General features: G+C 56.6%; 19 protein-coding genes. 12 read left to right on the top strand and 7 right to left on the bottom strand.

The features are described 5' to 3' along the window. Nucleotides 1–7: 7 nt before the first annotated feature. Entirely contained in the window at nucleotides 8–841 is an 834-nt protein-coding gene (locus tag AC3RLQ_RS23425; protein ID WP_493031083.1) for a DarT1-associated NADAR antitoxin family protein, read from the bottom strand. Continuing rightward, nucleotides 841–1,416: a DarT ssDNA thymidine ADP-ribosyltransferase family protein gene (locus AC3RLQ_RS23430; protein ID WP_493031084.1), complete on the bottom strand. Its 576-nt coding sequence runs from the start codon at nucleotides 1,414–1,416 to the stop codon at nucleotides 841–843. Before AC3RLQ_RS23430 ends, AC3RLQ_RS23425 begins: the two co-directional genes overlap by 1 nt. A 645-nt stretch (nucleotides 1,417–2,061) precedes the next feature. Here AC3RLQ_RS23430 and AC3RLQ_RS23435 point away from each other — a divergent pair. From AC3RLQ_RS23435 to AC3RLQ_RS23465, 7 genes are all read left to right on the top strand, one after another. Then, complete coding sequence (locus AC3RLQ_RS23435) at nucleotides 2,062–2,694, top strand: hypothetical protein (RefSeq protein WP_493031085.1); 633 nt, start codon at nucleotides 2,062–2,064, stop codon at nucleotides 2,692–2,694. Continuing rightward, nucleotides 2,687–3,115 (top strand): hypothetical protein, encoded by a 429-nt coding sequence (locus AC3RLQ_RS23440; RefSeq protein ID WP_493031086.1) that lies wholly within the window; start codon nucleotides 2,687–2,689, stop codon nucleotides 3,113–3,115. The genes AC3RLQ_RS23435 and AC3RLQ_RS23440 overlap by 8 nt, the downstream gene beginning before the upstream one ends. Beyond that, a complete protein-coding gene (locus tag AC3RLQ_RS23445; protein WP_493031087.1) occupies nucleotides 3,084–3,887 on the top strand; it encodes an ImmA/IrrE family metallo-endopeptidase in 804 nt (267 codons plus the stop codon). The genes AC3RLQ_RS23440 and AC3RLQ_RS23445 overlap by 32 nt, the downstream gene beginning before the upstream one ends. A 673-nt stretch (nucleotides 3,888–4,560) precedes the next feature. Then, complete coding sequence (locus AC3RLQ_RS23450) at nucleotides 4,561–4,767, top strand: DUF2188 domain-containing protein (RefSeq protein WP_493031088.1); 207 nt, start codon at nucleotides 4,561–4,563, stop codon at nucleotides 4,765–4,767. 170 nt (nucleotides 4,768–4,937) lie between these two features. After that, nucleotides 4,938–5,723 carry an NIPSNAP family protein gene (locus AC3RLQ_RS23455; RefSeq protein WP_493031089.1) on the top strand — a complete coding sequence of 262 codons (786 nt, stop codon included), beginning with the start codon at nucleotides 4,938–4,940 and terminating at the stop codon, nucleotides 5,721–5,723. 4 nt (nucleotides 5,724–5,727) lie between these two features. After that, nucleotides 5,728–7,065 carry an SBBP repeat-containing protein gene (locus tag AC3RLQ_RS23460; protein ID WP_493031090.1) on the top strand — a complete coding sequence of 446 codons (1,338 nt, stop codon included), beginning with the start codon at nucleotides 5,728–5,730 and terminating at the stop codon, nucleotides 7,063–7,065. Nucleotides 7,066–7,228: 163 nt separating this feature from the next. Next, complete coding sequence (locus AC3RLQ_RS23465; RefSeq protein ID WP_493031091.1) at nucleotides 7,229–7,729, top strand: 3D domain-containing protein; 501 nt, start codon at nucleotides 7,229–7,231, stop codon at nucleotides 7,727–7,729. Here AC3RLQ_RS23465 and AC3RLQ_RS23470 read toward each other — a convergent pair. Further along, on the bottom strand, nucleotides 7,726–7,911 hold the full coding sequence (locus tag AC3RLQ_RS23470) for a hypothetical protein (protein WP_300198149.1): 186 nt from the start codon (nucleotides 7,909–7,911) through the stop codon (nucleotides 7,726–7,728). The two genes, AC3RLQ_RS23465 and AC3RLQ_RS23470, sit on opposite strands and share 4 nt — an antisense overlap. 123 nt (nucleotides 7,912–8,034) lie before the next feature. Here AC3RLQ_RS23470 and AC3RLQ_RS23475 point away from each other — a divergent pair, with 123 nt between their 5' ends. Then, nucleotides 8,035–9,606: a long-chain-fatty-acid--CoA ligase gene (locus AC3RLQ_RS23475; RefSeq protein WP_493031092.1), complete on the top strand. Its 1,572-nt coding sequence runs from the start codon at nucleotides 8,035–8,037 to the stop codon at nucleotides 9,604–9,606. A gap of 115 nt (nucleotides 9,607–9,721) precedes the next feature. Here AC3RLQ_RS23475 and AC3RLQ_RS23480 read toward each other — a convergent pair whose 3' ends face one another. Genes AC3RLQ_RS23480 through AC3RLQ_RS23490 form a run of 3 tightly spaced genes read right to left on the bottom strand, consistent with a single transcriptional unit; the run spans nucleotide 9,722 to nucleotide 12,735 of the window. Further along, on the bottom strand, nucleotides 9,722–10,510 hold the full coding sequence (locus AC3RLQ_RS23480) for a ThuA domain-containing protein (RefSeq protein WP_493031093.1): 789 nt from the start codon (nucleotides 10,508–10,510) through the stop codon (nucleotides 9,722–9,724). A gap of 53 nt (nucleotides 10,511–10,563) precedes the next feature. Next, nucleotides 10,564–11,085, bottom strand: a complete 522-nt coding sequence (locus tag AC3RLQ_RS23485; protein WP_493031094.1) for a hypothetical protein — start codon at nucleotides 11,083–11,085, stop codon at nucleotides 10,564–10,566. A gap of 9 nt (nucleotides 11,086–11,094) precedes the next feature. Beyond that, nucleotides 11,095–12,735 carry a fumarate hydratase gene (locus tag AC3RLQ_RS23490; protein WP_493031095.1) on the bottom strand — a complete coding sequence of 547 codons (1,641 nt, stop codon included), beginning with the start codon at nucleotides 12,733–12,735 and terminating at the stop codon, nucleotides 11,095–11,097. A gap of 112 nt (nucleotides 12,736–12,847) precedes the next feature. On the opposite strand from AC3RLQ_RS23490, the gene AC3RLQ_RS23495 reads away from it, so the two are divergent. Further along, nucleotides 12,848–13,069: an addiction module protein gene (locus AC3RLQ_RS23495; protein ID WP_461528132.1), complete on the top strand. Its 222-nt coding sequence runs from the start codon at nucleotides 12,848–12,850 to the stop codon at nucleotides 13,067–13,069. On the opposite strand, the gene AC3RLQ_RS23500 is transcribed toward AC3RLQ_RS23495, so the two are convergent. Further along, on the bottom strand, nucleotides 13,066–13,449 hold the full coding sequence (locus AC3RLQ_RS23500; RefSeq protein WP_461528103.1) for a molybdopterin synthase catalytic subunit: 384 nt from the start codon (nucleotides 13,447–13,449) through the stop codon (nucleotides 13,066–13,068). The genes AC3RLQ_RS23495 and AC3RLQ_RS23500 overlap by 4 nt on opposite strands. Nucleotides 13,450–13,536: 87 nt before the next feature. Between AC3RLQ_RS23500 and AC3RLQ_RS23505 the strand changes: the two genes are divergently transcribed. The 3 genes from AC3RLQ_RS23505 to AC3RLQ_RS23515 all read left to right on the top strand — a co-directional run bounded on the left by AC3RLQ_RS23505 (nucleotide 13,537) and on the right by AC3RLQ_RS23515 (nucleotide 19,101). Then, nucleotides 13,537–18,270, top strand: coding sequence for a PVC-type heme-binding CxxCH protein (locus AC3RLQ_RS23505; protein ID WP_493031096.1), 4,734 nt, complete (start codon nucleotides 13,537–13,539; stop codon nucleotides 18,268–18,270). Between the two features lie 20 nt (nucleotides 18,271–18,290). Beyond that, complete coding sequence (locus AC3RLQ_RS23510; protein WP_493031097.1) at nucleotides 18,291–18,548, top strand: hypothetical protein; 258 nt, start codon at nucleotides 18,291–18,293, stop codon at nucleotides 18,546–18,548. 76 nt (nucleotides 18,549–18,624) lie between these two features. After that, nucleotides 18,625–19,101, top strand: coding sequence for a TlpA disulfide reductase family protein (locus AC3RLQ_RS23515; protein WP_422321508.1), 477 nt, complete (start codon nucleotides 18,625–18,627; stop codon nucleotides 19,099–19,101). Nucleotide 19,102: the final 1 nt, after the last annotated feature.

Raw genomic sequence — 19,102 nt, forward strand, 5'->3', positions numbered from 1 at the left:
ATGTTAACTATTTTTTCTGTGTGTTAATCCACATGATAATCTCGTTAACCTTGTCACGCACAACATTCAGTTCTTCCAGACTGGTAACAGCTTCTATAAGTGGAAGAATAACAGGCTGAATGCACTCTCCGAGTTCTAATTCTCTGCTTTCGCTACCTTTTTTTCCGGAATCTCTAGATGGCGTGGTGTACTCCATGCGAGATCTCACTGTTTCTATAAACACGTCGGGAGAGTCGACGACCCTTTTCAAAAGTCCTCTCTTTTCCAATGCCACAAAGAGCGCCGCTGACCTTGCCTGACAATTTAATGAACGTTCGGGATTAAATTCAATGTCACTAAAGCCAGCGTAGGAGTTCAAACATTGCAAGAATTCACAGTGAGGAGCTAGCGCACGCACATACAACCAATCATAGAAAGCGGTTTTGGGCTCACTAGGAATTTTGATGCCATCAAAATCAAATCCTATGATTTTTCCATTTGATCGCATTCGATCATCTCTTTTTGCTTCCCGACTTTCGAAATTATATATATCCCGAAAAGGCCCCCCATGCTCGAAAACTTTGCTGCCTTGAAATGCGCATTCAAGAGGAATTGATTCACCACTTGGCATCTCTATTTTAAGGTTAAATGCACTCATTCGGACTCCAAGTCGATGTTCTGACTTAGTGGAAATCTCAAGGATGGGGGTGTATCCGATTTCTGCCGCAGCGGCATGTAAGGCTGCAACATTTTTTTGCTTTTGGACAGAAGCGAAACCTGGGTTCCAGTGGAACGACAACGAGATTTCTTGCACAAACAGATCACCCGTGGTGCTAGATAGAAAAATGGGACGTTCAGCCATTAGGTAAAGCTTATCATGTTAACAGGAACGGTTTTTGGCACAAGTATCTCATATTTTTTTGCGGCCTTCCGTCGCTGCTGTATTCCAGTGTCTTTCCAGTCTGTTCTGGTTCCGATCACTTCAAAATCAAGTAGATCGACGGCTTCCTCAAGCGTCAACAGTTTAGAGCCAGATTTGTTAGCCACCTCACGTGTGAAACGCAATTCACTGTTTCTCAAGATATCGGGGGATACTTTAAGGAAAGTTGTTTCCGCAATATGACCATCTTTTTTCGCTATATATTCCATCGGATGCTGATCGAAAAAGCAAAGATGGACGTATTCATCCAGCCCTCTTCGCTGATCTTCTTCATGGCTCCAATCGTTTCCTCCAGGAGCAAGCACCTTTACATCTTGCCTTCGAAGCTCGGCGAGCGAGAGCAAGCCATGCTTTTTTATACTCGGTATGTTCCTTACATCCGTAAAATGGTATAGGTGGTGGAAGGTGAATTTAGAGTTTAGTATGATTGCCATATGTGAAGTCACATTTAAGCGGACTTTCTTAGAATTCAATTGACATTCACCTAATAATTGCATGATCTAACCTAGATCAATATCGAGTCTGAGGAAAAATCAAAGCATAGTAAAGGAGGTGGCGGCCTCAGCATCCTGTAAAACATGGTCTGCCGAAAGGTCTGACCACACCAACCCTACGTTTCCCAGCGAGATCCCTGCCAAGGCAATTGCGCACCTGCTCCAGACTGAGTGCATTGATGTGGTAGCCTCAGCGGCAAACGTCTCCAGCGTTAGCATGTCCGGCATTTCCACCGGTGCCGATGTCCGAGGATTGATCAACACAAAATGTGCCCGGAAAATCCAACGCCGAACTCGAACCTTTACGCCTGCGGCCCCGGCATTCTCCGCAGCGGGATGAGGCATGCCGCTCTTGCGTTTCCATGAATGAATTCTGCTATGTCCTTCTGCCTAAGTCCAGAGGACGAATCTGTGGCACGACCCCCGGTGTTCGCGTGTGATGAACTGGCCTCCAGCCAAGTACGACGATAAGCGTCTGGCTGGACAGTTTCGCACTAGTCGCAGGTCCCCAAAGCAATTAGGACTATAGCCTAGTTTCGCCCCGAGGGGAAGGCCCAAACCGGATCACTAGAAGCTTTTATTAAATTCGCTGGCAAATATTGGGAAATGGTCGGCATTAGGAGGAGACCAGAGAGCCTCGCGTCAAATATGAGCCCTCCCACTCCCGATATTGTCCAACGAATACGTTCCGAGCTGACCCAAGTACTCTGGGACAGGTTGCTACTTTATGCCGACGATGGTGTAAAGCAGCATACCTGGCATGGTATATTGGGTGGACCGCCGTTACGTGGGAAACTTGCTGAGGATTTCGTCCAGGCCGCTGTCCTCAAGACCTTGAAGGGAGATCGCGTGTGGCAATCTGATAGATGCTCGCTCGATCAGCATTTAAGGGGCGTAATCGACAGTGATATCAATCACGACTCCGAGCGAGTGGAGAACCAGCGGGTTATTCGTGAACGAACATTGGAATCTGAGGACTCGGAAGAAGGCCAGCAAATACTCGACGGCTTTCCGAATGAAGATGCCTCGATTGAAAAGTTGGAATTAGAAGCAGAATGGGACGACCTCATTCTCGAATTTCTGACGGAGATTGCTGATGATAAACTGGTTCAGACTCTCTTTGAGGCTCTTTATGATGGCATGACCAAAAGATCCGAGCTGGCCAAACACCTTCAAATTATCGAAACCCAGTTAGATGCAGTTCGAAAACGTCTAGCTACCCGGGTGAAAAAATTTCAAGCCAAAAAAGCCAAAACTTCACAGAAAGCGTCCAATGTCTGACTACACTCCAACGCGAAATGCGGCAGATGTTCTGCGAGACTTGCACAATTTTGTCCGCGAACCACAGCTGGCTATCGACGCGCTCTCAGAGCGTGAAATCCGAGACGAACTAAAACGCAGGGCCATAAATCCAGAGGCTTCATTTAAGGCGATGCAAGAACTGCTAGATGATGAGATGGCAGCCGCCGAATTGGCTGTCGCCCGAAGAAACCGGCTGAAACATTTGAAGTCCATCCCCCAATCCGTTCCGCTAGGGAGCAGTTTGCGTGAAAAGGTGCTAAATCTTATTCGTTCGCTCGGTCCGATGAATGCGGCAGGCTATTTCAGTAAGTTTCAATCTTCAAAGGACGAAGACCTTCAATCGCTCTACGACGACCTGACCGCCTTGAATGAAAAGGCTGATGATGCCCAAGATGACTAGTCGCAATGCCAATCTTATTCGTGCTCAGGGCGAAGCATTCCGGCTGAATAAAAGATTCTCCGGTCGCAAACCGGGAGTGTTGGACCTCGAAGACGTTGCCATGGCACTTGGAGTCTTAGTCATTCAAGGAGGTGTGTCTGGTGCGTCCGCGCGATTGGTTCGAAATAAGCACGAAGGACGCATTCGGCTCAATGCGAAAATCACCCAAGAGGGGGTTCGACGCTTTGCCATTGGGCACGAGCTAGGTCACTGGCTGTTGCATGAATCTGAGTCGCAGCTCTTCTTGTGCACCTCCGCCAATCTGCGCGATTATTTTGGAAGCCCCATCGAAGCAGAGGCCAATTATTTTTCTTCTGAACTTTTGATCCCCACAGGTCTTCTTCGGCCGCTGATGATCAAAGCAGAACCTGATTTAAACAAAATTGGAGAGTGGGCCGAACTCTTTCGTGCCTCGTTAACTGCAATGACCCTTCGATTCATTCGCGACTCGAGGTTCGACTGCATTGCCGTTAGTATTAAGGAAGGAAAAGTTGAATGGTGGTGGAGGAAAGAGGATGGAATACGTGTGTGGCTAGAGAAAGGACAGGTTGTTCAACCTGGATCGCTGGCATGGGAAATTCAACAAGGCAGATCCGTGGGGAGTAGTAGGGAGCGAGTAGAACATAGTGCCTGGTTCAGCCACCTCCCTTTCGAGTTCTCCGGCGAGGTGGAGGAACAGTCCCTTCCTATGCCCCGATATAATGCTATTTTTACTCTCTTGTGGATCACATAAACCCCGCTCCGAATTTCAATTATGGACGGTCAAGACCCCAGATTAAAGGAAGTTTGGCAGCAGAAGGAGACACCTGTTGTTTATCGACAAGGACAATCGAAACCACTGTTGGTCCGATTGCCTTACGTCGACGGAAACCGGCAATGGTTAAAGGGCGAACATCGTAAGGAGCCTGTGTGGGACTCCCTGCGCAAACGTTGGGAGGCGCCCAAGACATGGTTTGAAGACTTGGTGCACCGTGCGCTGGAGCGGTTTGGAAGTATTTATGTGATACAGCCGTATCGTTCCAATCAGAAATGTGCTCCGGCATGTTGGAATGCAGTGGGCGTCACCTGTGAATGCTCCTGCATGGGCGAGTTTCACGGTTCTGGAGATCCTCCTGGAAAATGGTACGTAGTTTCCGATGCCTGTGCCGTCCACTGGAACTCACGTGAGTATTCTTGCCGCCTCTTGCGACCACCGCCATAAGAGTGAACTTGGTCAGACATCACTAATAAGACACGTTCGATTCTGGAAATGACTTCTGACCTGCAGCTTTCTTTGGCGGCACGATTTTCAGTTTTTTATCATGGCGTCGGCAAATTGGAAGAAATTCTCGGCAATAGTAAGAGTCAGGAGGGCTAATACGGCTCTCACTTCCAATACAAGACCAACATACAAACACAGCAAAAACATGCATAATAACTCATTGTTCATCGAACGACGTCCTGAAGGCGACTACGCAGTCAGAAGGCCTAACTCAGAACGCGCAAGCGCCGTGGAGGCCACTCAGGCTGAGGCCATCGAACGCGCCAAGCAGATCGCACCCGAAGCGCCAATCCACATTGAGCGCGTGCGGCATACGTCCCAAGGTAAGCCGGATCAGTGGCGCAAACAGTAATATGAGGTGGGCAGGGTCAAGATGACCCGCGGCTCTGCCCAGAATAGTGATCCAATTCAAACATACTAAGGCCTGAAGTAATGCCATCCACCTGCCACATGGCAGGTGGATGGCATTTTCGCTGTCGCTTCTTGATAAGCATTCACTTCCAAGGCGTATGTTCATCCCTCATGAAGCGCCTCACCTTTCTCGCCCTTGCCCTCGGCAGTCTTTTCGCCCCGTTGATCCACGCCGCCGATGACAGCCGGGTGTACGAATTGCGCATCTACACCTGCAACGAAGGCAAGCTGGACGCACTGCTGGCCCGTTTCCGCGATCACACCTGCAAGCTGTTTGAAAAGCACGGCATGATCAATGTCGGTTATTGGGTGCCGGTGGATGAAGAGAACGGTTCCAAAACCACCCTCATCTACGTGCTCGAACACAAAAGCCGCGAAGCCGCCAAGGAAAGTTTCAAAGCGTTCGGCGCTGATCCCGAATGGCAGGCCGCCCGCAAGGCCAGTGAAGAGGGGGGCAAGATCCTCGCCAAAGCACCGGAGTCGATCTTTATGAAACCGACGGATTTCTCACCGCCGCTGACCATTGCCAAAGGCAGCAAACCCCGCGTGTTCGAAATGCGCACCTACACCACGCCTGAAGGAAAGCTCGACGCCTTGCTCGCCCGCTTTCGCGATCACACCGTGAAGCTCTTCACCAAGCACGGCATGACCAATCTCGCCTACTGGACCCCGACGGATGCGGACAAAGGTGCTGCCAACAAGCTGATCTACATCCTCGCCCATGACAGCAAGGAAGCCGGTCTCGCTTCCTTCACCGCCTTTCGTGCTGATCCCGATTGGATCAAAGCCAAAGCCGCCAGCGAGGAAGCCAATGGCGGTCCGCTGACCATCCAGCCCCAGGCCGAAGGCGTGAAGAGCATCTACATGAAGGCCACGGATTTCTCACCCATCCAGTAAGACCATGCGCACGCTCTGCCTCCTCCTCCTCGCCACCTCCCTTCACGCCGCCACCCCCACCTTCGACTGGGTCGCCGCAGGTGGCGGAGCCAAAAGTGACAAAACCCGTGCGGTCACTTTTGACCGCGAAGGAAACGTCTTCCTCGCGGGTGAAGCGACCGATGACGGCACCTTTGGCGACCAAAAGCGTGCCGGACTCGGCGGCATGGATTTCTTCCTCGCCAAAGTCTCTCCGGAGGGAAAGTTCCTCTGGGTGCGCAGTCTCGGCGGCAGCTTGGTGGACCGCGGCTATGGTGTCGCGACGGATGCGGCGGGCAATGCCTACGTCACCGGTCACTACCAAAGCACCGATGCTCAGGCCAACGGCCAGACACTCCCGAATTCGGGTGATTATGACATCTTCATTGCGAAATACGACACAACGGGAACGCTGCTTTGGATCAAAACGGCCGGCGGAAAAGGCTACGATTACGGCCACGGCATCGTGGTCGATTCCAAGGGCGATATCGTCGTCACCGGCGCCATCGCAGGCGAAGCCAAGTTCGGCGACGTCACCGTGAATGCCGGCAGCACCACACGGCCCATTTTCTGCGCCAAGTATGACTCCGATGGCAAACTGAAGTGGGTGAAGGCAACCGGTGGCAAATTCTCCGGCAGCGGCCACGGCCTTGGCGTCGATGCCAATGACTCCATCTATATAGGCGGCAGCGGCGGCGGCACGGGCACGATGGATTCAGTGACCCTGGATGCCAAATCCCAGGCCGGCATCGTGCTGAAACTCACCCCTTCAGGCGAAGGCGTCTGGGCCGCCACCCTCCCGGGCGTGCCGAGCGCAGGCTTCCATGAAATCGCGGTCGATTCCACAGGGCGCACCTGGTGCGCTGGAATGTTCAAAGGCGTTCTCAATGGCGGTCCCTTGCACACCACCGGTGACAAAGACAACGATGGCGTGCTCGCGCACTACAGCCCCGAGGGCAAACTGGTATGGAGCCATGTTCTCCAAGGTCCGGCCACCGACTACTGCCTTGGTGTCGCCACGGACAACACGGGGCGTTGCTTCGTGACAGGCGAGTTTTCCGAAACTGCCACCTTCGCTGATCAGACTCTCAAAACCCAGGGTGCCACGGACATCTTCACGGCTGCTTTTGATGCCCAAGGTGGCCTCGAATGGCTCGTCCAAAGCGGCGGAATCAAGGGGGACAATGCCTACTGCATGGCCTGGCACCCCTCCGGCAGGCTAATTATTTCAGGGTCTTGTGTCGCACCTGCGACATTCGGTGGGCAGCCCATGGCGTCGCCCGGCGGGGCGGAAGCTTACGGGGCAGTTCTTCGGTTAAAGTGACGTTGTGGCGCTAAATCAGGCCTTAGGGTCGTCCTAAGCCAAGATTTGAGCCTGTCCCGGCTACAAACCAGCGCGTTGACAGGAGTGTCGAACTCGTCACCATGCGCGCCCCTCGCCCGGGCCCCCCATCCGGAAGAGCGCGACCCAACAACCAACCGACAGATTGAATCCAACCACCCTCCTGTGCCTCGCTGCTATGTGCGTCTCCGCTGCCGCGGAAGAAGTTAAAAGCTCAACCACAACCCCAGCTGGCACTCCAGGCCAGGTCATTGCAGGCGTCAAGACAACCGCCTACACTCACGACGAAAGCGACCATATCGAATACGGTGCCCGCACCGCTGCCGGGACCCCGCTCAAACATGGTCAAATCCGCAGCGCTGCTGCAGACTGGTCCATCTACCCGGTGGGCACGGTGTTCCAGATTCAGGGAGATCCCTCGATCTACGTCGTCGATGACTACGGTTCCGCTCTTGTAGGCACGAAGACCATTGATCTCTACAAACCGACGTTCGGATTGATGAACAACTGGGGCACGCGCCACGTGACCATTCGAGTCCTCAAGTGGGGCTCGTTTATTCGAAGCCTGACCATTTTGAAGCCACGGGCCTACAAAGCCTGGCATGTGCGCGAAATGGTCGCCCGTATCGAATCACGTGCGGCTTAAGCCAGCACGCTTTCCGGGACACGAGCTACAATACGCCCTTCGGGATCACGCACGACGATTTTGCCGTGGATGATCTCGGGGGGATTGCTGATGCCCTTCACGTAGTCTGCAGCCAGATCCTTGCTGCAGCCAAGTGACTGGCGGATGCGGACGGCGAGTGTTTCAGGGTCAATGTCAGTCATGGTTATCCGACTTTAAGCCACCTTGGCGGCAAAGTCGTGGCAAGAATCATCGCGTTGCAGAAAAGACTGCGGACGTTTTCGCTCGCCTCTGCGGGGAATGCCTTTCTATGATCGGCAAATTCCATGGAAACGCCGCTCTCGCCCCTCGACTTCGCCCGCCGTGCCCGCCGACTTTATGCTGACCGTGAAGCCGTGGTGGATGGGGAACACCGCTTCACCTACCGCGAATTCTTTGAGCGCTGTGACCGCTGGTCGGCTGCGTTGCAGAAGCTCGGGGTGAAGCCAGGGGAGCGCGTGGCCACCATCGCGCCGAACACGCACTCTCATCTGGAAGCGTTTTACGCCATCCCGCAGATCGGGGCCGTCATCGTCCCGATCAATTTCCGCCTCACTGCCGCCGACTTCGCCTACATCCTGAAGCACAGCGGCGCCCGCGTTGTCTGTGTGCATGCCGATTACCTCGACGCGGTGGATTCCATCCGCGATCAGGTGCCCGGGGTGGAGCATTTTGTGGCCCTCACGGGCAGCAGGCCCGGCTGGACCGATTATGAGGCCACGCTCGCAGCCTCTCCGCCCGATTTCGTTGCTGCCGAAATCTCTGAGACGGAGATGATCGCGCTGAATTATACCAGCGGCACCACGGCGAATCCGAAAGGCGTCATGGTCTCGCACCGCAATACGGCCTTCAACATCATGGGCCACCTGATGCATACCCACATCACCAGCGCGGACCGCTACCTGTGGGTGCTGCCCATGTTTCATGCCAATGGCTGGACCTTTGTCTGGACCGTGACTGCGGTGGGGGGGCGTCATGTCTGCCTGCCGAAGGCGGACCCACGGCTCATCTTTGAGGCGATCACGCGGGAAGGCGTCACGCTGCTGTGCGCTGCACCGACCGTGCTCATTGGCATGGCCAATGCACCGGAAGAGCTCCGCAAGAACGCACCGCGTGGCGTCCGTGTCTTCACTGCTGGCGCGCCGCCTGCTGCCGCCACCATCGAGCGCATGGAAGGCGAGCTCGGCTGGGACATCACCCATGTGTATGGTCTCACGGAGGTCTCGCCCATCGTCACCATCAGTGAGACGCGCCCCGAGCATGCGCTCCTCACCCCGCAGGCTCGTGCTGTCATCAAGGCCCGGCAGGGAGTCGAATACCTCGCGAATGCGGAGGTCCGCGTGGTCGATGACGATGGCCATGAGGTCGCCAAAGACGGTGCGTCCATGGGGGAGATCATCATTCGCGGCAATGCCGTGATGAAGGGGTATTATAATGACCCCGCCGCCACCGCCAAGGCCATCCGCAACGGGTGGTTTTACAGCGGAGATGCCGCCGTCGTGCATCCAGATGGGTACATCGAAATTCGTGACCGCTGGAAGGACATCATCATCAGCGGAGGTGAGAACATTTCATCTGTCGAGGTGGAGGGCGTGCTCTTGCGCCATCCTGCCGTGCAGGAGTCTGCCGTCGTCGGGCTGCCGCATGAAAAATGGGGGGAAACCCCACAGGCTTTTGTTGTGCTCAAACCCGGCGCGGCCATCACGCCTGAAGAACTGAGGCTGTTTTGCCGCGAGCATCTGGCGCACTTCAAAGTGCCGCATGGCTTTGAGTTTATTGCCGAGCTGCCGAAGACCGCGACGGGGAAGATTCAGAAGTATGTGCTGCGGGGCGGGCGGGCGAACATCGCTGCGCAGTAGTTGTATGAACGGAGGATAGGCCTCCGGCCTGTGGGCGGATCGAGGCGTCTCGCCTTTGATTCAGAAACTAAGGCGAGACGCCCCAGTCCGTAGTCAGGCCAGAGGCCCGACCTCCTTATTGCCCCGCCAGTTTGCCGTCTTCCACGTGCACGGTGCCTCCGCGTACTTCGATTTTCTCGCGTGCCTGTTCCACCGGCACATGGCGTGGGGTGTTGGCTGCAGCTCCTTGCGGGCGTGCCCAGCGGATGCCGTTGGCGATGACACGCTGTACGTCCGGCAGGTGGTAGATGGGATACACTTCGTGGCCGGGACTGAAGTAAAAGATGCGGCCGCTGCCGCGCGTCCACGTGGCGCCGCTGCGCATCACCTCGCCGCCTTGGAACCAGGAGACGAAGATCAGTTCGTCCGGTGTGGGGATGCCGAAGGGTTCGCCATACATTTCCGATTGCTCGATTTCGATGCAGTCGCCGATGCCGGCGGCGATGGGGTGGCCCGGGTTGATCTTCCACACGCGCTCGCGCTCGCCTGCTTCGCGCCAGCACAGGGCGCAGCTAGTGCCCATGAGGCGCTTGAAGACTTTGGAGAAATGGCCGGAGTGCAGCACGATGAGGCCCATTCCCGCGAGCACCCGCTCCTGAACGCGGGTGACCAGTTCATCGCTCACTTGATCATGCGCTGCATGGCCCCACCACAGCAGCACGTCGGTTTGATCCAGCACCACCGGGGGCAGACCCTGATCCGGTTCATCCAGCGTGGCGGTGTGCACGTTGAAGTCGCCATGCTTTGACAGCGCCTCCGCCAGCGCGCCGTGAATGCCGTTGGGATAAATGGCTGCCACGGTGGGATTTTGCCGTTCGTGAACAAATTCGTTCCAGATGGTGACGCGGATGAGGGGATTGTGCATGGATGATAACTCTGAAATTACGTTGGGGGACGGCTTCTTCGCGAGCTGAAAACTCAACGTCCTAGCCCCTCAGAACCTTCTTGCGAAGGTGGATGATCGTGACTTTCCAATGTTTCTGTTTCCAGCGCCTCGTGATCAGAGGGCGGCTCCCGCCAGGTAAACCGCCCTCTTAAAGTGTAGCACAGACATGGAAAACCGATGATCACCAGACCACACAATGCATTCCATGGTGTTGCGCTGCTTCTTGGTCCTCCAATCTCGATTGGCTTTGGATGAATCAGCCACGTATCCAGCAAATACCAAGAGTATGCGCTGAATACGGACAACATGACGAATCTCCCGGCCCACCAGAAACGCGGTCCGTTTAGCAATGCAAGAAAGAGGCAGGAGGCAATCAGGCTGCAGCCCAAAAACAAAAAGCCTGTTTGAAGATCATTTGCCGAGAATCGGACATAAGCCATGAGGGCCATGAACAGAGCCAAGCAAAGCATGAGAGGACCAAGAGTCCAAAACACAAACCGGCTTCCACCAAGAAGAACGTCTCCAAACTTCTTTGCTGGCTCGTCTCGTTTCATCGGCTTATTTTAATGCTTCACGGAGCAGCCCGGGCCGACGGTCTGGAAGAAGTCGTTGCCCTTGTCATCGACGAGGATGAAGGCGGGGAAGTCTTCGACTTCGATCTTCCAGATGGCTTCCATGCCGAGTTCGGCGAACTCGACGACTTCGACTTTCTTGATGTTTTCCTTGGCGAGGATGGCGGCGGGGCCGCCGATGCTGCCGAGGTAGAAGCCGCCGTGTTTCTTGCAGGCGTCAGTGACCTGCTGGCCGCGGTTGCCTTTGGCGATCATGATCATGCTGCCGCCGTGGCTTTGGAAGAGATCGACGTAGCTGTCCATGCGGCCGGCGGTGGTGGGGCCGAAGCTGCCGCTGGGCATGCCGGCGGGGGTTTTGGCCGGGCCGGCGTAGTACACGGGGTGGTTCTTGAAGTAGTCGGGCAGGGGCTTGCCGGAATCGATCAGTTCCTTGAGCTTCGCATGGGCGATGTCGCGCGCGACGATGATGGGGCCGTTGATGAGGAGGCGGGTGGTGGTGGGATACTTGCTGAGCTCGGCGCGGATCTCGGCCATCGGGCGGTTGGTGTCGATGCGGACGGCGTTGGTGTCTTTGCGGTGGCGCAGCTCTTCGGGGATGTAGGGCAGGGGATTGGTTTCGAGCTTCTCGATGAAGATGCCATCCTTGGTGATCTTGCCTTTGGCCTGACGGTCGGCCGAGCAGGAGACGCCGATGCCGATGGGCAATGAAGCGCCGTGGCGTGGCAGGCGGATGATGCGCACATCCAGGGCGAAGTACTTGCCGCCGAACTGAGCGCCGATGCCGCACTCGCGCGCGGCCTGCAGCATCTGGGCTTCGAGCTCGACATCCCGGAAGGCGCGGCCGTGATCGTTGCCGGTGGTGGGGAGGTTGTCGTAGTACTTGGTGGAGGCCAGTTTGACGTGCTTCATCGTCGATTCAGCGGACGTGCCGCCGATAACGAAGGTCAGGTGGTAGGGCGGGCAGGCGGCGGTGCCGAGGGAGACCATCTTGTCGCTGAGGAACTTGACGATGCTCTTCGGATTGAGCACGGCGCGGGTTTCCTGATACAGGTAGGCTTTGTTGGCCGAGCCGCCGCCTTTGGCGATGAAGAGGAACTTGTACGCGTCGCCATCGGTGGCGTAGAGATCGATCTGCGCGGGGAGGTTGGTGCCGGTATTCTTTTCGTCGAACATGTTCAGCGCCGCGTTTTGGGAGTAGCGCAGGTTGTTCTCGGTGTAGGCAAGGTAGACGCCCTTGGAGAGAGCGGCTTCATCGCCACCGCCGGTCCAGACTTGCTGGCCTTTTTTGCCCATGATGATGGCGGTGCCGGTGTCCTGGCAGAAGGGCAGCAGGCCGGCGGAGGCCACGTCGGCGTTTTTGAGCATGGTCAGCGCGACCATGCGATCGTTCTCGCTCGCCTCGGGATCATCGAGGATGGCGGCCACCTGCTTCAGGTGCTTGGGGCGCAGGAAGAAATTGATGTCGTGAAAAGCCTGGTTGGCCAGCAGGGTGAGAGCCTCGGGATTCACGACGAGGACTTCCTTCTCGCCAAATTTCTGCACGGAGACGTGTTCCTTGGTCAGCAGACGGTATTCGGTGTCATCGGTGCCGAGTTCGAGGAGTTCCTGGTAGTGAAAGGGGGGCGTGGGCATGGGGAAGGGAATTTGAAAGGGATACGAGTTCGGGCAACGAGGGAAAGGAGCATTTTGCACGTTGTCAGGCGGTGCTGGCAGGGATAGTCTCGCCCCAATGATTTTGGAAACGATGCCCGTTGTCCAGCAGCTCAGCTCCCGCGACAAGCGACAACTGGCCGAGGAACTTTGGAGCGCCGCCGATGCCGAGGACGCTGAGGTGATGGACGAGGCGGCGGTCTTGAAAATGCTGGATCGGCGCCTTGCGGACCATGAGGCCAGCCCAGAGGCCCTTGCCGCGTGGGAAGAGGTGAAATCACGCGTCTTTGCGGGGCACGGAAAGCAGGGCGCTTAGTCCACAAACACCGCCCGCTTCCAGATGGGCACGCTGGTTTTGATCTCCTTCAAATACCAGCGGCACAGGTCAAAGGACTCCGCGCTGTGCTTGGTGCGCACCTGAATGAGGATGCTGGGCTGTTCTGCGGCCACGAAGCCAAGTCGGTGCTGGATGAAAACGCGGTGCGGGCCGTGCTCGTGCTGGCCGCGTTCGACGAGGTTCTGCAGCATTTTTTCCGCCATGGGCAGGTAGGCGCTGTAGTCGATTCCGGAGATGGTTTTTTCGTCCTCCATGCCGCGCACGACGCCGAGAAACTGCGCCTCGGCGCCTTCACCGGTTTTGAACACGGTTGGGGCGATCTGGATGGGCTCTTCACTGAGGATGACGACGGGCGGCATGGGTGCAGAATAAACAGCGTGATGGCCGATTGCTCATAAAACTTGTCCGTTGGCTTCGGTTTCTGATAGCGTTTCTGTTCTCCAACCATGAAACGCCTGCTTTTCCTTCTCCTCGCCGCCGCCCAGCTCCATGCGGAGACCCAGATCACCTGGAAGCGCCAGCAACTGCACGGTGACTTTTATTCCGAGGGTGCCGGAATTGGCGACATCAATGGGGATAGCAAACCGGACGTGGTGGCCGGGCCGTTTTGGTGGGAGGGGCCGGCGTTTGAGAAGAAGCACGCGTACTACGAGCCGAAGATTTTCAGCATCAATGGCTACTCGGACAACTTCTTCGCCTATGTGCAGGACTTCAATGCGGACCAGAAGAACGACATTCTCATCCTGGGATTCCCGGGCAAGGATGCGCGGCTGTACCTGAATCCCGGCACGCATGATGACAAGCCCTGGCCGGTGCACATCGTGGCGGATGTGGTGGACAATGAATCGCCGGTGTTCACGGACATCACGGGAGATGGCAAACCGGAGATCGTGTGCAGCACGGGGGGCAAGTTTGGCTGGTTCGCGCCGAACTGGGAGAAGCCCACTGAGAAGTGGCCCTTTGTGGCGGTGACGGAGGATGTGAAGGTGGCGAAGTTCACCCACGGGCTGGGAGTGGGGGATGTAAATGGGGATGGGAAGATGGATCTGCTGGAGGCGCGGCGGTGGTGGGAGAATCAAGGGGTTGCCAACTCCAGCCCGGACTTGGCAAGTTCGGCTCCTTGGACGCAGCACAACTTCGCTGCGGGGATCGGCGGTGGGGCGCAGATGTTTGCGTATGACTTTGATGGCAATGGCACAAACGATGTCTTCACCAGCCTGGCAGCGCATCGCTACGGCGTGGCGGTGTATTTGCAGAACAAGCCTGCGCCTGACAAGCCGAACTGGACCCGCGTCATGCTGGCAAGTGAGCAGCCGCAGGACAACGAGTACGGCATCGTCTTTTCTCAGCCGCATGCGGCGTATCTGGCGGATATCGATGGCGACGGCATCAAAGACATCGTCACCGGCAAACGCTACTGGGCACACAACGGACACGATCCGGATGAGCGCGGCCACCGTGTGATCTACTGGTATCAGACCAAACGCGACGACAAGGGTGGGGTCGATTTCGTCCCGCACCTGGTGGATGCGGAAAGCGGCGTGGGGGTGGACGTGCAGGTGGGCGATGTGAATGGCGACAAGCTGCCGGACATCGTGGTGGGAAACAAAGCGGGGGTCTTCATCCTCACGCAGGAGCGGAAGGACACCACGGCGGACCTGACACCGAAGAAGATGTACGGTCCGGCGCTGAAGCCGCAGAAGGATTACGCCAAAGGGCAGTCTCCGCAGGACGCGCTGAAGGCGCTGCAACTGCCGGGTGGCTTCAAGGCGGAGCTCATTGCCGCAGAGCCGGATCTTGTGCAGCCCATTGCGTTTACGTTTGATGAACGCGGGCGCATCTGGGTGGTGGAGGGAAACAGCTATCCGAAACCGCGTGAAGTGGGTGCGGGGCAGGACCGCATCAAGATCCTCGAAGACAAGGATGGTGATGGAGTCTTTGAGACGAAGAAGATTTTTTGCGAGGGGCTGAATCTCGTCAGCGGGATCGAGCTGGGTTTCGGCGGGGTGTGGGTGGGCGCGGCGCCGTATTTGATGTTTATTCCGGACAAGAATCATGATGACAAGCCGGATCTTCTGGATCGCACGAGTCCGCCGTCGAATCTCGTTCCCGGGCTGAAATTTGATGCCATCGCCCTGCTCGACGGTTGGGGCAGCCAGGACACGCATGAGACGCTGAACAGTTTCATCTGGGGACCAGACGGCTGGCTGTATGGCTGCCACGGGGTCTTCACGCACAGCAAGGTCGGCAAGCCCGGGACGCCGGAGGATCAGCGCAAGCCCATCAATGCCGGGATCTGGCGCTACCATCCGGTGAGGCATGAGTTTGAGATCTTCGCGGAGGGCACGAGCAATCCCTGGGGGCTTGATTACGACCAGCATGGTGAGTTCTTCGTCACTGCCTGTGTCATCCCGCATCTCTACCACATCGTGCCGGGCGGGCGCTACCAGCGGCAGGCCGGGCAGCACTTCAATCCGTACACGTATGACGATATTAAGACCATCGCCGATCATGCGCACTACGCGGGCAGTGCGCGTCCTGATGTCGCATTCGACAAAACCACGGGTGCCGGCATCGTGAATGACGACACGAACGCCCTCGGCGGTGGCCACGCGCACTGTGGTCTCGCCATTTATCAGAGCAGCCTTTTTCCGCCGACGTATCGGAATCAGCTTATCTTCGGCAACCTGCATGGGCATCGGCTGGTGACGAACTACACCGACCCGCATGCGAGCACGTATGTGGGCAAGCACGGCAGTGACTTCATGCGCGCCAACGACATGCACTTCATCCCCGTGACGCAGAAGGTGGGGCCTGATGGTGCGCTGTATGTCAGCGACTGGAGCGATGAGCAGATCTGCCATCGCGGCAGCAATGCGGTGGAGAACTGGGACCGGAGCAATGGGCGGATTTATCGCGTGAGCTATGATGGCTGGAAGCCGTGGAAGGGAGATCTGGCGAAGGAGAGTGATGAAGCGCTGGCGAAGCTGGCGGTGCAGACAGGGAACGAGTGGGAGTCGCGGATGGCGAGGAGGGTGCTGATGGAACACTCCAATGAACCCGGTGTAGATTCGGACAATCCGCTGAATCTGCCTATCTATTCAAATGAAGGTGCTACAAGTCTAGTATTGCTTAACTTGTGGTGTCGCGAAATCATCGGGAACTTGGACATAGGCCCGAATCACCCTCTATGGAATCATCCAGACCCTGTGATTAGAACTTGGATTGTTCGCTTATTCACTTTGGGGATTGAACCAGGGGAGACTTTCGAGGCCTTTGATGATCGCTTGGCGAAAGCAGCTTCATCAGAGTCATCACCGAATGTTCGGCGGGAGTTCGCGTCGTCCCTTCAAAAATTGCCGCTTCGTTCCAAACAAATTGTGGCCACTGCCCTCCTCAAACACGGCGAGGACAAAGACGACCCGATGATCCCGCTGTTGATCTGGTATGGCATTGAACCGCTTGTTGGCGCTGATCCAAAAGTCGGACTGGAGCTCGCGCGGGTGTCGAAGCTGCCGAAGGTGACGGAGTTGATTTATCGGCGCCTCGCCACCGAGGATGCAGGAAGGCAGAAATTGCTGCGTCTTGCTGCCGAGTCCAAGGACCTGCAGCAGAGCAGCCAGATTCTGGCCATGGTCACCGCGAGCGCACGCGCAGCGGGCAGGACCACCTTGCCAGACGACTGGGCCGAGCTTTCAAAAAAATTCTCGCAAGACCTGCCGCGTACTGCCTTCTTCGATCTTTGGGAACTGGAGGCGATGAACGGCAGCAGCAATGCGCTTAATATTTTCCACAACCTGGCTTTCAGTGTTGGAAAAGGTGAAACTGAAGCAGTACGAGAACGCTCATTGAATGTCCTGCTACGAGTGGGTGCTGAGAACTCGCTGACGGACCTTCTCACCGCCATCATCTCGACAGACTATCCTTTCCGCCTGCGCCGCCAGATCATTCAAGGGCTCGCGTTTTTTCCAAAACGTGAAGCTGCCGAGAAGCATGCGGGCCTGCGCGTTGACTGGGCGCTGCGGGATGTGATCGAGCGCAAGCCCAGTGCCAGCGAAGTGCAGGATGCCGTCAACGCCCTTACGGCGTGGCCAGCGGGCGCGAAAACGCTGCTGGAAGCCATGCTCGACAAGAAAGTTCCGCCCACCGCGCTTTCCCCTTTCCTCGTGCGCCAGCTCACTGCATTCAACGACCCGGAAATCAACGCCCTCATCAAATCCGCCTGGGGCGATGTGAACGCGCCGAAGGCAGATCTGGGCGAGCGGACGAAGAAGTATCGTGACCTGCTCACGACTGCGGCTTTGGCCAAGGGGGATTTGGCGAAGGGCAAGATGCTTTTCACCATGACCTGCGGCCAGTGCCACAAGCTTTTTGGCGAAGGGCAGAACGTGGGGCCGGACATCACCGGCAGCAATCGCGCGGACTTGAATTACCTGCTCGAAAACGTGCTGGATCCGAATGCGGTGATCGGCAAGGCCTACCAGCTCAATCTTTTCACCATGAAGGACGGGCGTGTGATGAGCGGTGTCATCAAAGAGGAAAGTCCTGCGGCGGTGAAGATCGCGATGATGGGCGGGGTGGAGTTTACGCTGCCGCAGCCGGACATCGCGAAGCGTGAGGTCTCGAAGCTGAGCACGATGCCGGAGGGATTGTTTGATGCGCTCAAGCCGGAGCAGGTCATTGATCTGGTGAAGTATCTGCAAAGCGGGGCTGCCGGAGCGGCGAAAGCTGGGACGAAAGTGCCCGGAGCGATCGAAGGCGAGGGGCTCAAGGTTCTGGCGAAGACTGGTGGCAATGCCAAGCCGCAGGGCATGGGCGCTTTCGGGGGTGAATGGAGCGGGGGGTCTCAGCTCTGGTGGACGGGTGCCAAGCCGGGGCAGAAGCTGACGCTGGCGCTGCCGGTGCAGGAGAAGGGGAAGGGGAAGTACGCGCTGAAAGCGGCGCTCACCCTGGCGAAGGACTACGGCATCATTGATGTGGCGTTGGATGACAAACCTGTCGCCACCGGCTGGGATGGATACAATGGACCCAAAGTGATTCACAGCGATGAACTCGACTGGGGAACGCATGAGCTCAGCGCCGGGGAGCATCAGCTCACCTTCACGATCACTGGCAAGCATGCGGATGCGGTGCCGGGATACATGGTGGGGCTGGATTATGTGAAGCTGGAGAAGAAGTAGCCCGGGCTAGTAAGAAGCGAATGATGAGAGACCTTCAATCCACCCGCGCCATGTGGCTCAAGGGCTGGCTGTTTCTGCTCATTGGGCTGATGTCAGCGGCCATCCTGCTGGTGGAGAACTGGAGCTGGCGGACGGCGCTGCTGCTGGCGCTGTGCGTGTGGGGATTTTGCCGGGCGTATTACTTCGCGTTCTATGTGATCGAGCGCTGGGTGGATCCGCAGTTCAAGTTCAGCGGGCTGGGGCATTTTCTGGCGTACCTGCTGCGGCGCCGTGACTGAGGCATGAGAAATTAGTTTGCAAGGTCGAAGCGGTTTTCATTTAATAATCCAGCCTGCAAAGGCATTGCCACCCACCATGAAAACGAAACTTACCTGGATTGTGCTGCTCGTCGGCAGCTTGTTTGCCCTTCAGAACCTGTTTGCTACCGCCTCCAAAAGCAATGTGGGCACGGTGGTGAAAGTGGACGGGCTCAAGTTTAAGGAGAAGGCTTCTTCGTTTGCCGGCAAGCCTCTCATCGTGGAGTTCTGGGCCACCTGGTGCCCGCCTTGCCGCGCCAGTATTCCGCATCTCAATGAAGTTTACAAAAAGTACCAGGCCAAGGGCCTCGAGATAATTGGTGTCACGAAGGAAGACCGCCCAACGGTGAGTGCATTCCTCAAAGAGGTGCCTATCAACTACCACGTGGCCTTTGATTCCAATGGCAAATTCAGCAAGCCCTTTGGCATCAAGGGCATCCCTCACGCCATGATCCTCGACAAGGAGGGCAAGGTTGTATGGGAAGGCCATCCCATGAGCCTGCCAGAAAGCGAACTGGACAAGGTCTTGAAGTAGC

It is taken from the genome of Prosthecobacter sp. GW821-HT29F12 (assembly GCF_058803405.1).

Coding starts and splice junctions, on each gene's coding strand:
- AC3RLQ_RS23425 (WP_493031083.1), bottom strand. CDS start 841: ATGGCTGAACGTCCCATTTTTCTATCTAGCACCACGGGTGATCTGTTT.
- AC3RLQ_RS23430 (WP_493031084.1), bottom strand. CDS start 1,416: ATGCAATTATTAGGTGAATGTCAATTGAATTCTAAGAAAGTCCGCTTA.
- AC3RLQ_RS23435 (WP_493031085.1), top strand. CDS start 2,062: ATGAGCCCTCCCACTCCCGATATTGTCCAACGAATACGTTCCGAGCTG.
- AC3RLQ_RS23440 (WP_493031086.1), top strand. CDS start 2,687: ATGTCTGACTACACTCCAACGCGAAATGCGGCAGATGTTCTGCGAGAC.
- AC3RLQ_RS23445 (WP_493031087.1), top strand. CDS start 3,084: ATGAAAAGGCTGATGATGCCCAAGATGACTAGTCGCAATGCCAATCTT.
- AC3RLQ_RS23450 (WP_493031088.1), top strand. CDS start 4,561: ATGCATAATAACTCATTGTTCATCGAACGACGTCCTGAAGGCGACTAC.
- AC3RLQ_RS23455 (WP_493031089.1), top strand. CDS start 4,938: ATGAAGCGCCTCACCTTTCTCGCCCTTGCCCTCGGCAGTCTTTTCGCC.
- AC3RLQ_RS23460 (WP_493031090.1), top strand. CDS start 5,728: ATGCGCACGCTCTGCCTCCTCCTCCTCGCCACCTCCCTTCACGCCGCC.
- AC3RLQ_RS23470 (WP_300198149.1), bottom strand. CDS start 7,911: ATGACTGACATTGACCCTGAAACACTCGCCGTCCGCATCCGCCAGTCA.
- AC3RLQ_RS23475 (WP_493031092.1), top strand. CDS start 8,035: ATGGAAACGCCGCTCTCGCCCCTCGACTTCGCCCGCCGTGCCCGCCGA.
- AC3RLQ_RS23480 (WP_493031093.1), bottom strand. CDS start 10,510: ATGCACAATCCCCTCATCCGCGTCACCATCTGGAACGAATTTGTTCAC.
- AC3RLQ_RS23485 (WP_493031094.1), bottom strand. CDS start 11,085: ATGAAACGAGACGAGCCAGCAAAGAAGTTTGGAGACGTTCTTCTTGGT.
- AC3RLQ_RS23490 (WP_493031095.1), bottom strand. CDS start 12,735: ATGCCCACGCCCCCCTTTCACTACCAGGAACTCCTCGAACTCGGCACC.
- AC3RLQ_RS23495 (WP_461528132.1), top strand. CDS start 12,848: ATGCCCGTTGTCCAGCAGCTCAGCTCCCGCGACAAGCGACAACTGGCC.
- AC3RLQ_RS23500 (WP_461528103.1), bottom strand. CDS start 13,449: ATGCCGCCCGTCGTCATCCTCAGTGAAGAGCCCATCCAGATCGCCCCA.
- AC3RLQ_RS23505 (WP_493031096.1), top strand. CDS start 13,537: ATGAAACGCCTGCTTTTCCTTCTCCTCGCCGCCGCCCAGCTCCATGCG.
- AC3RLQ_RS23510 (WP_493031097.1), top strand. CDS start 18,291: ATGATGAGAGACCTTCAATCCACCCGCGCCATGTGGCTCAAGGGCTGG.
- AC3RLQ_RS23515 (WP_422321508.1), top strand. CDS start 18,625: ATGAAAACGAAACTTACCTGGATTGTGCTGCTCGTCGGCAGCTTGTTT.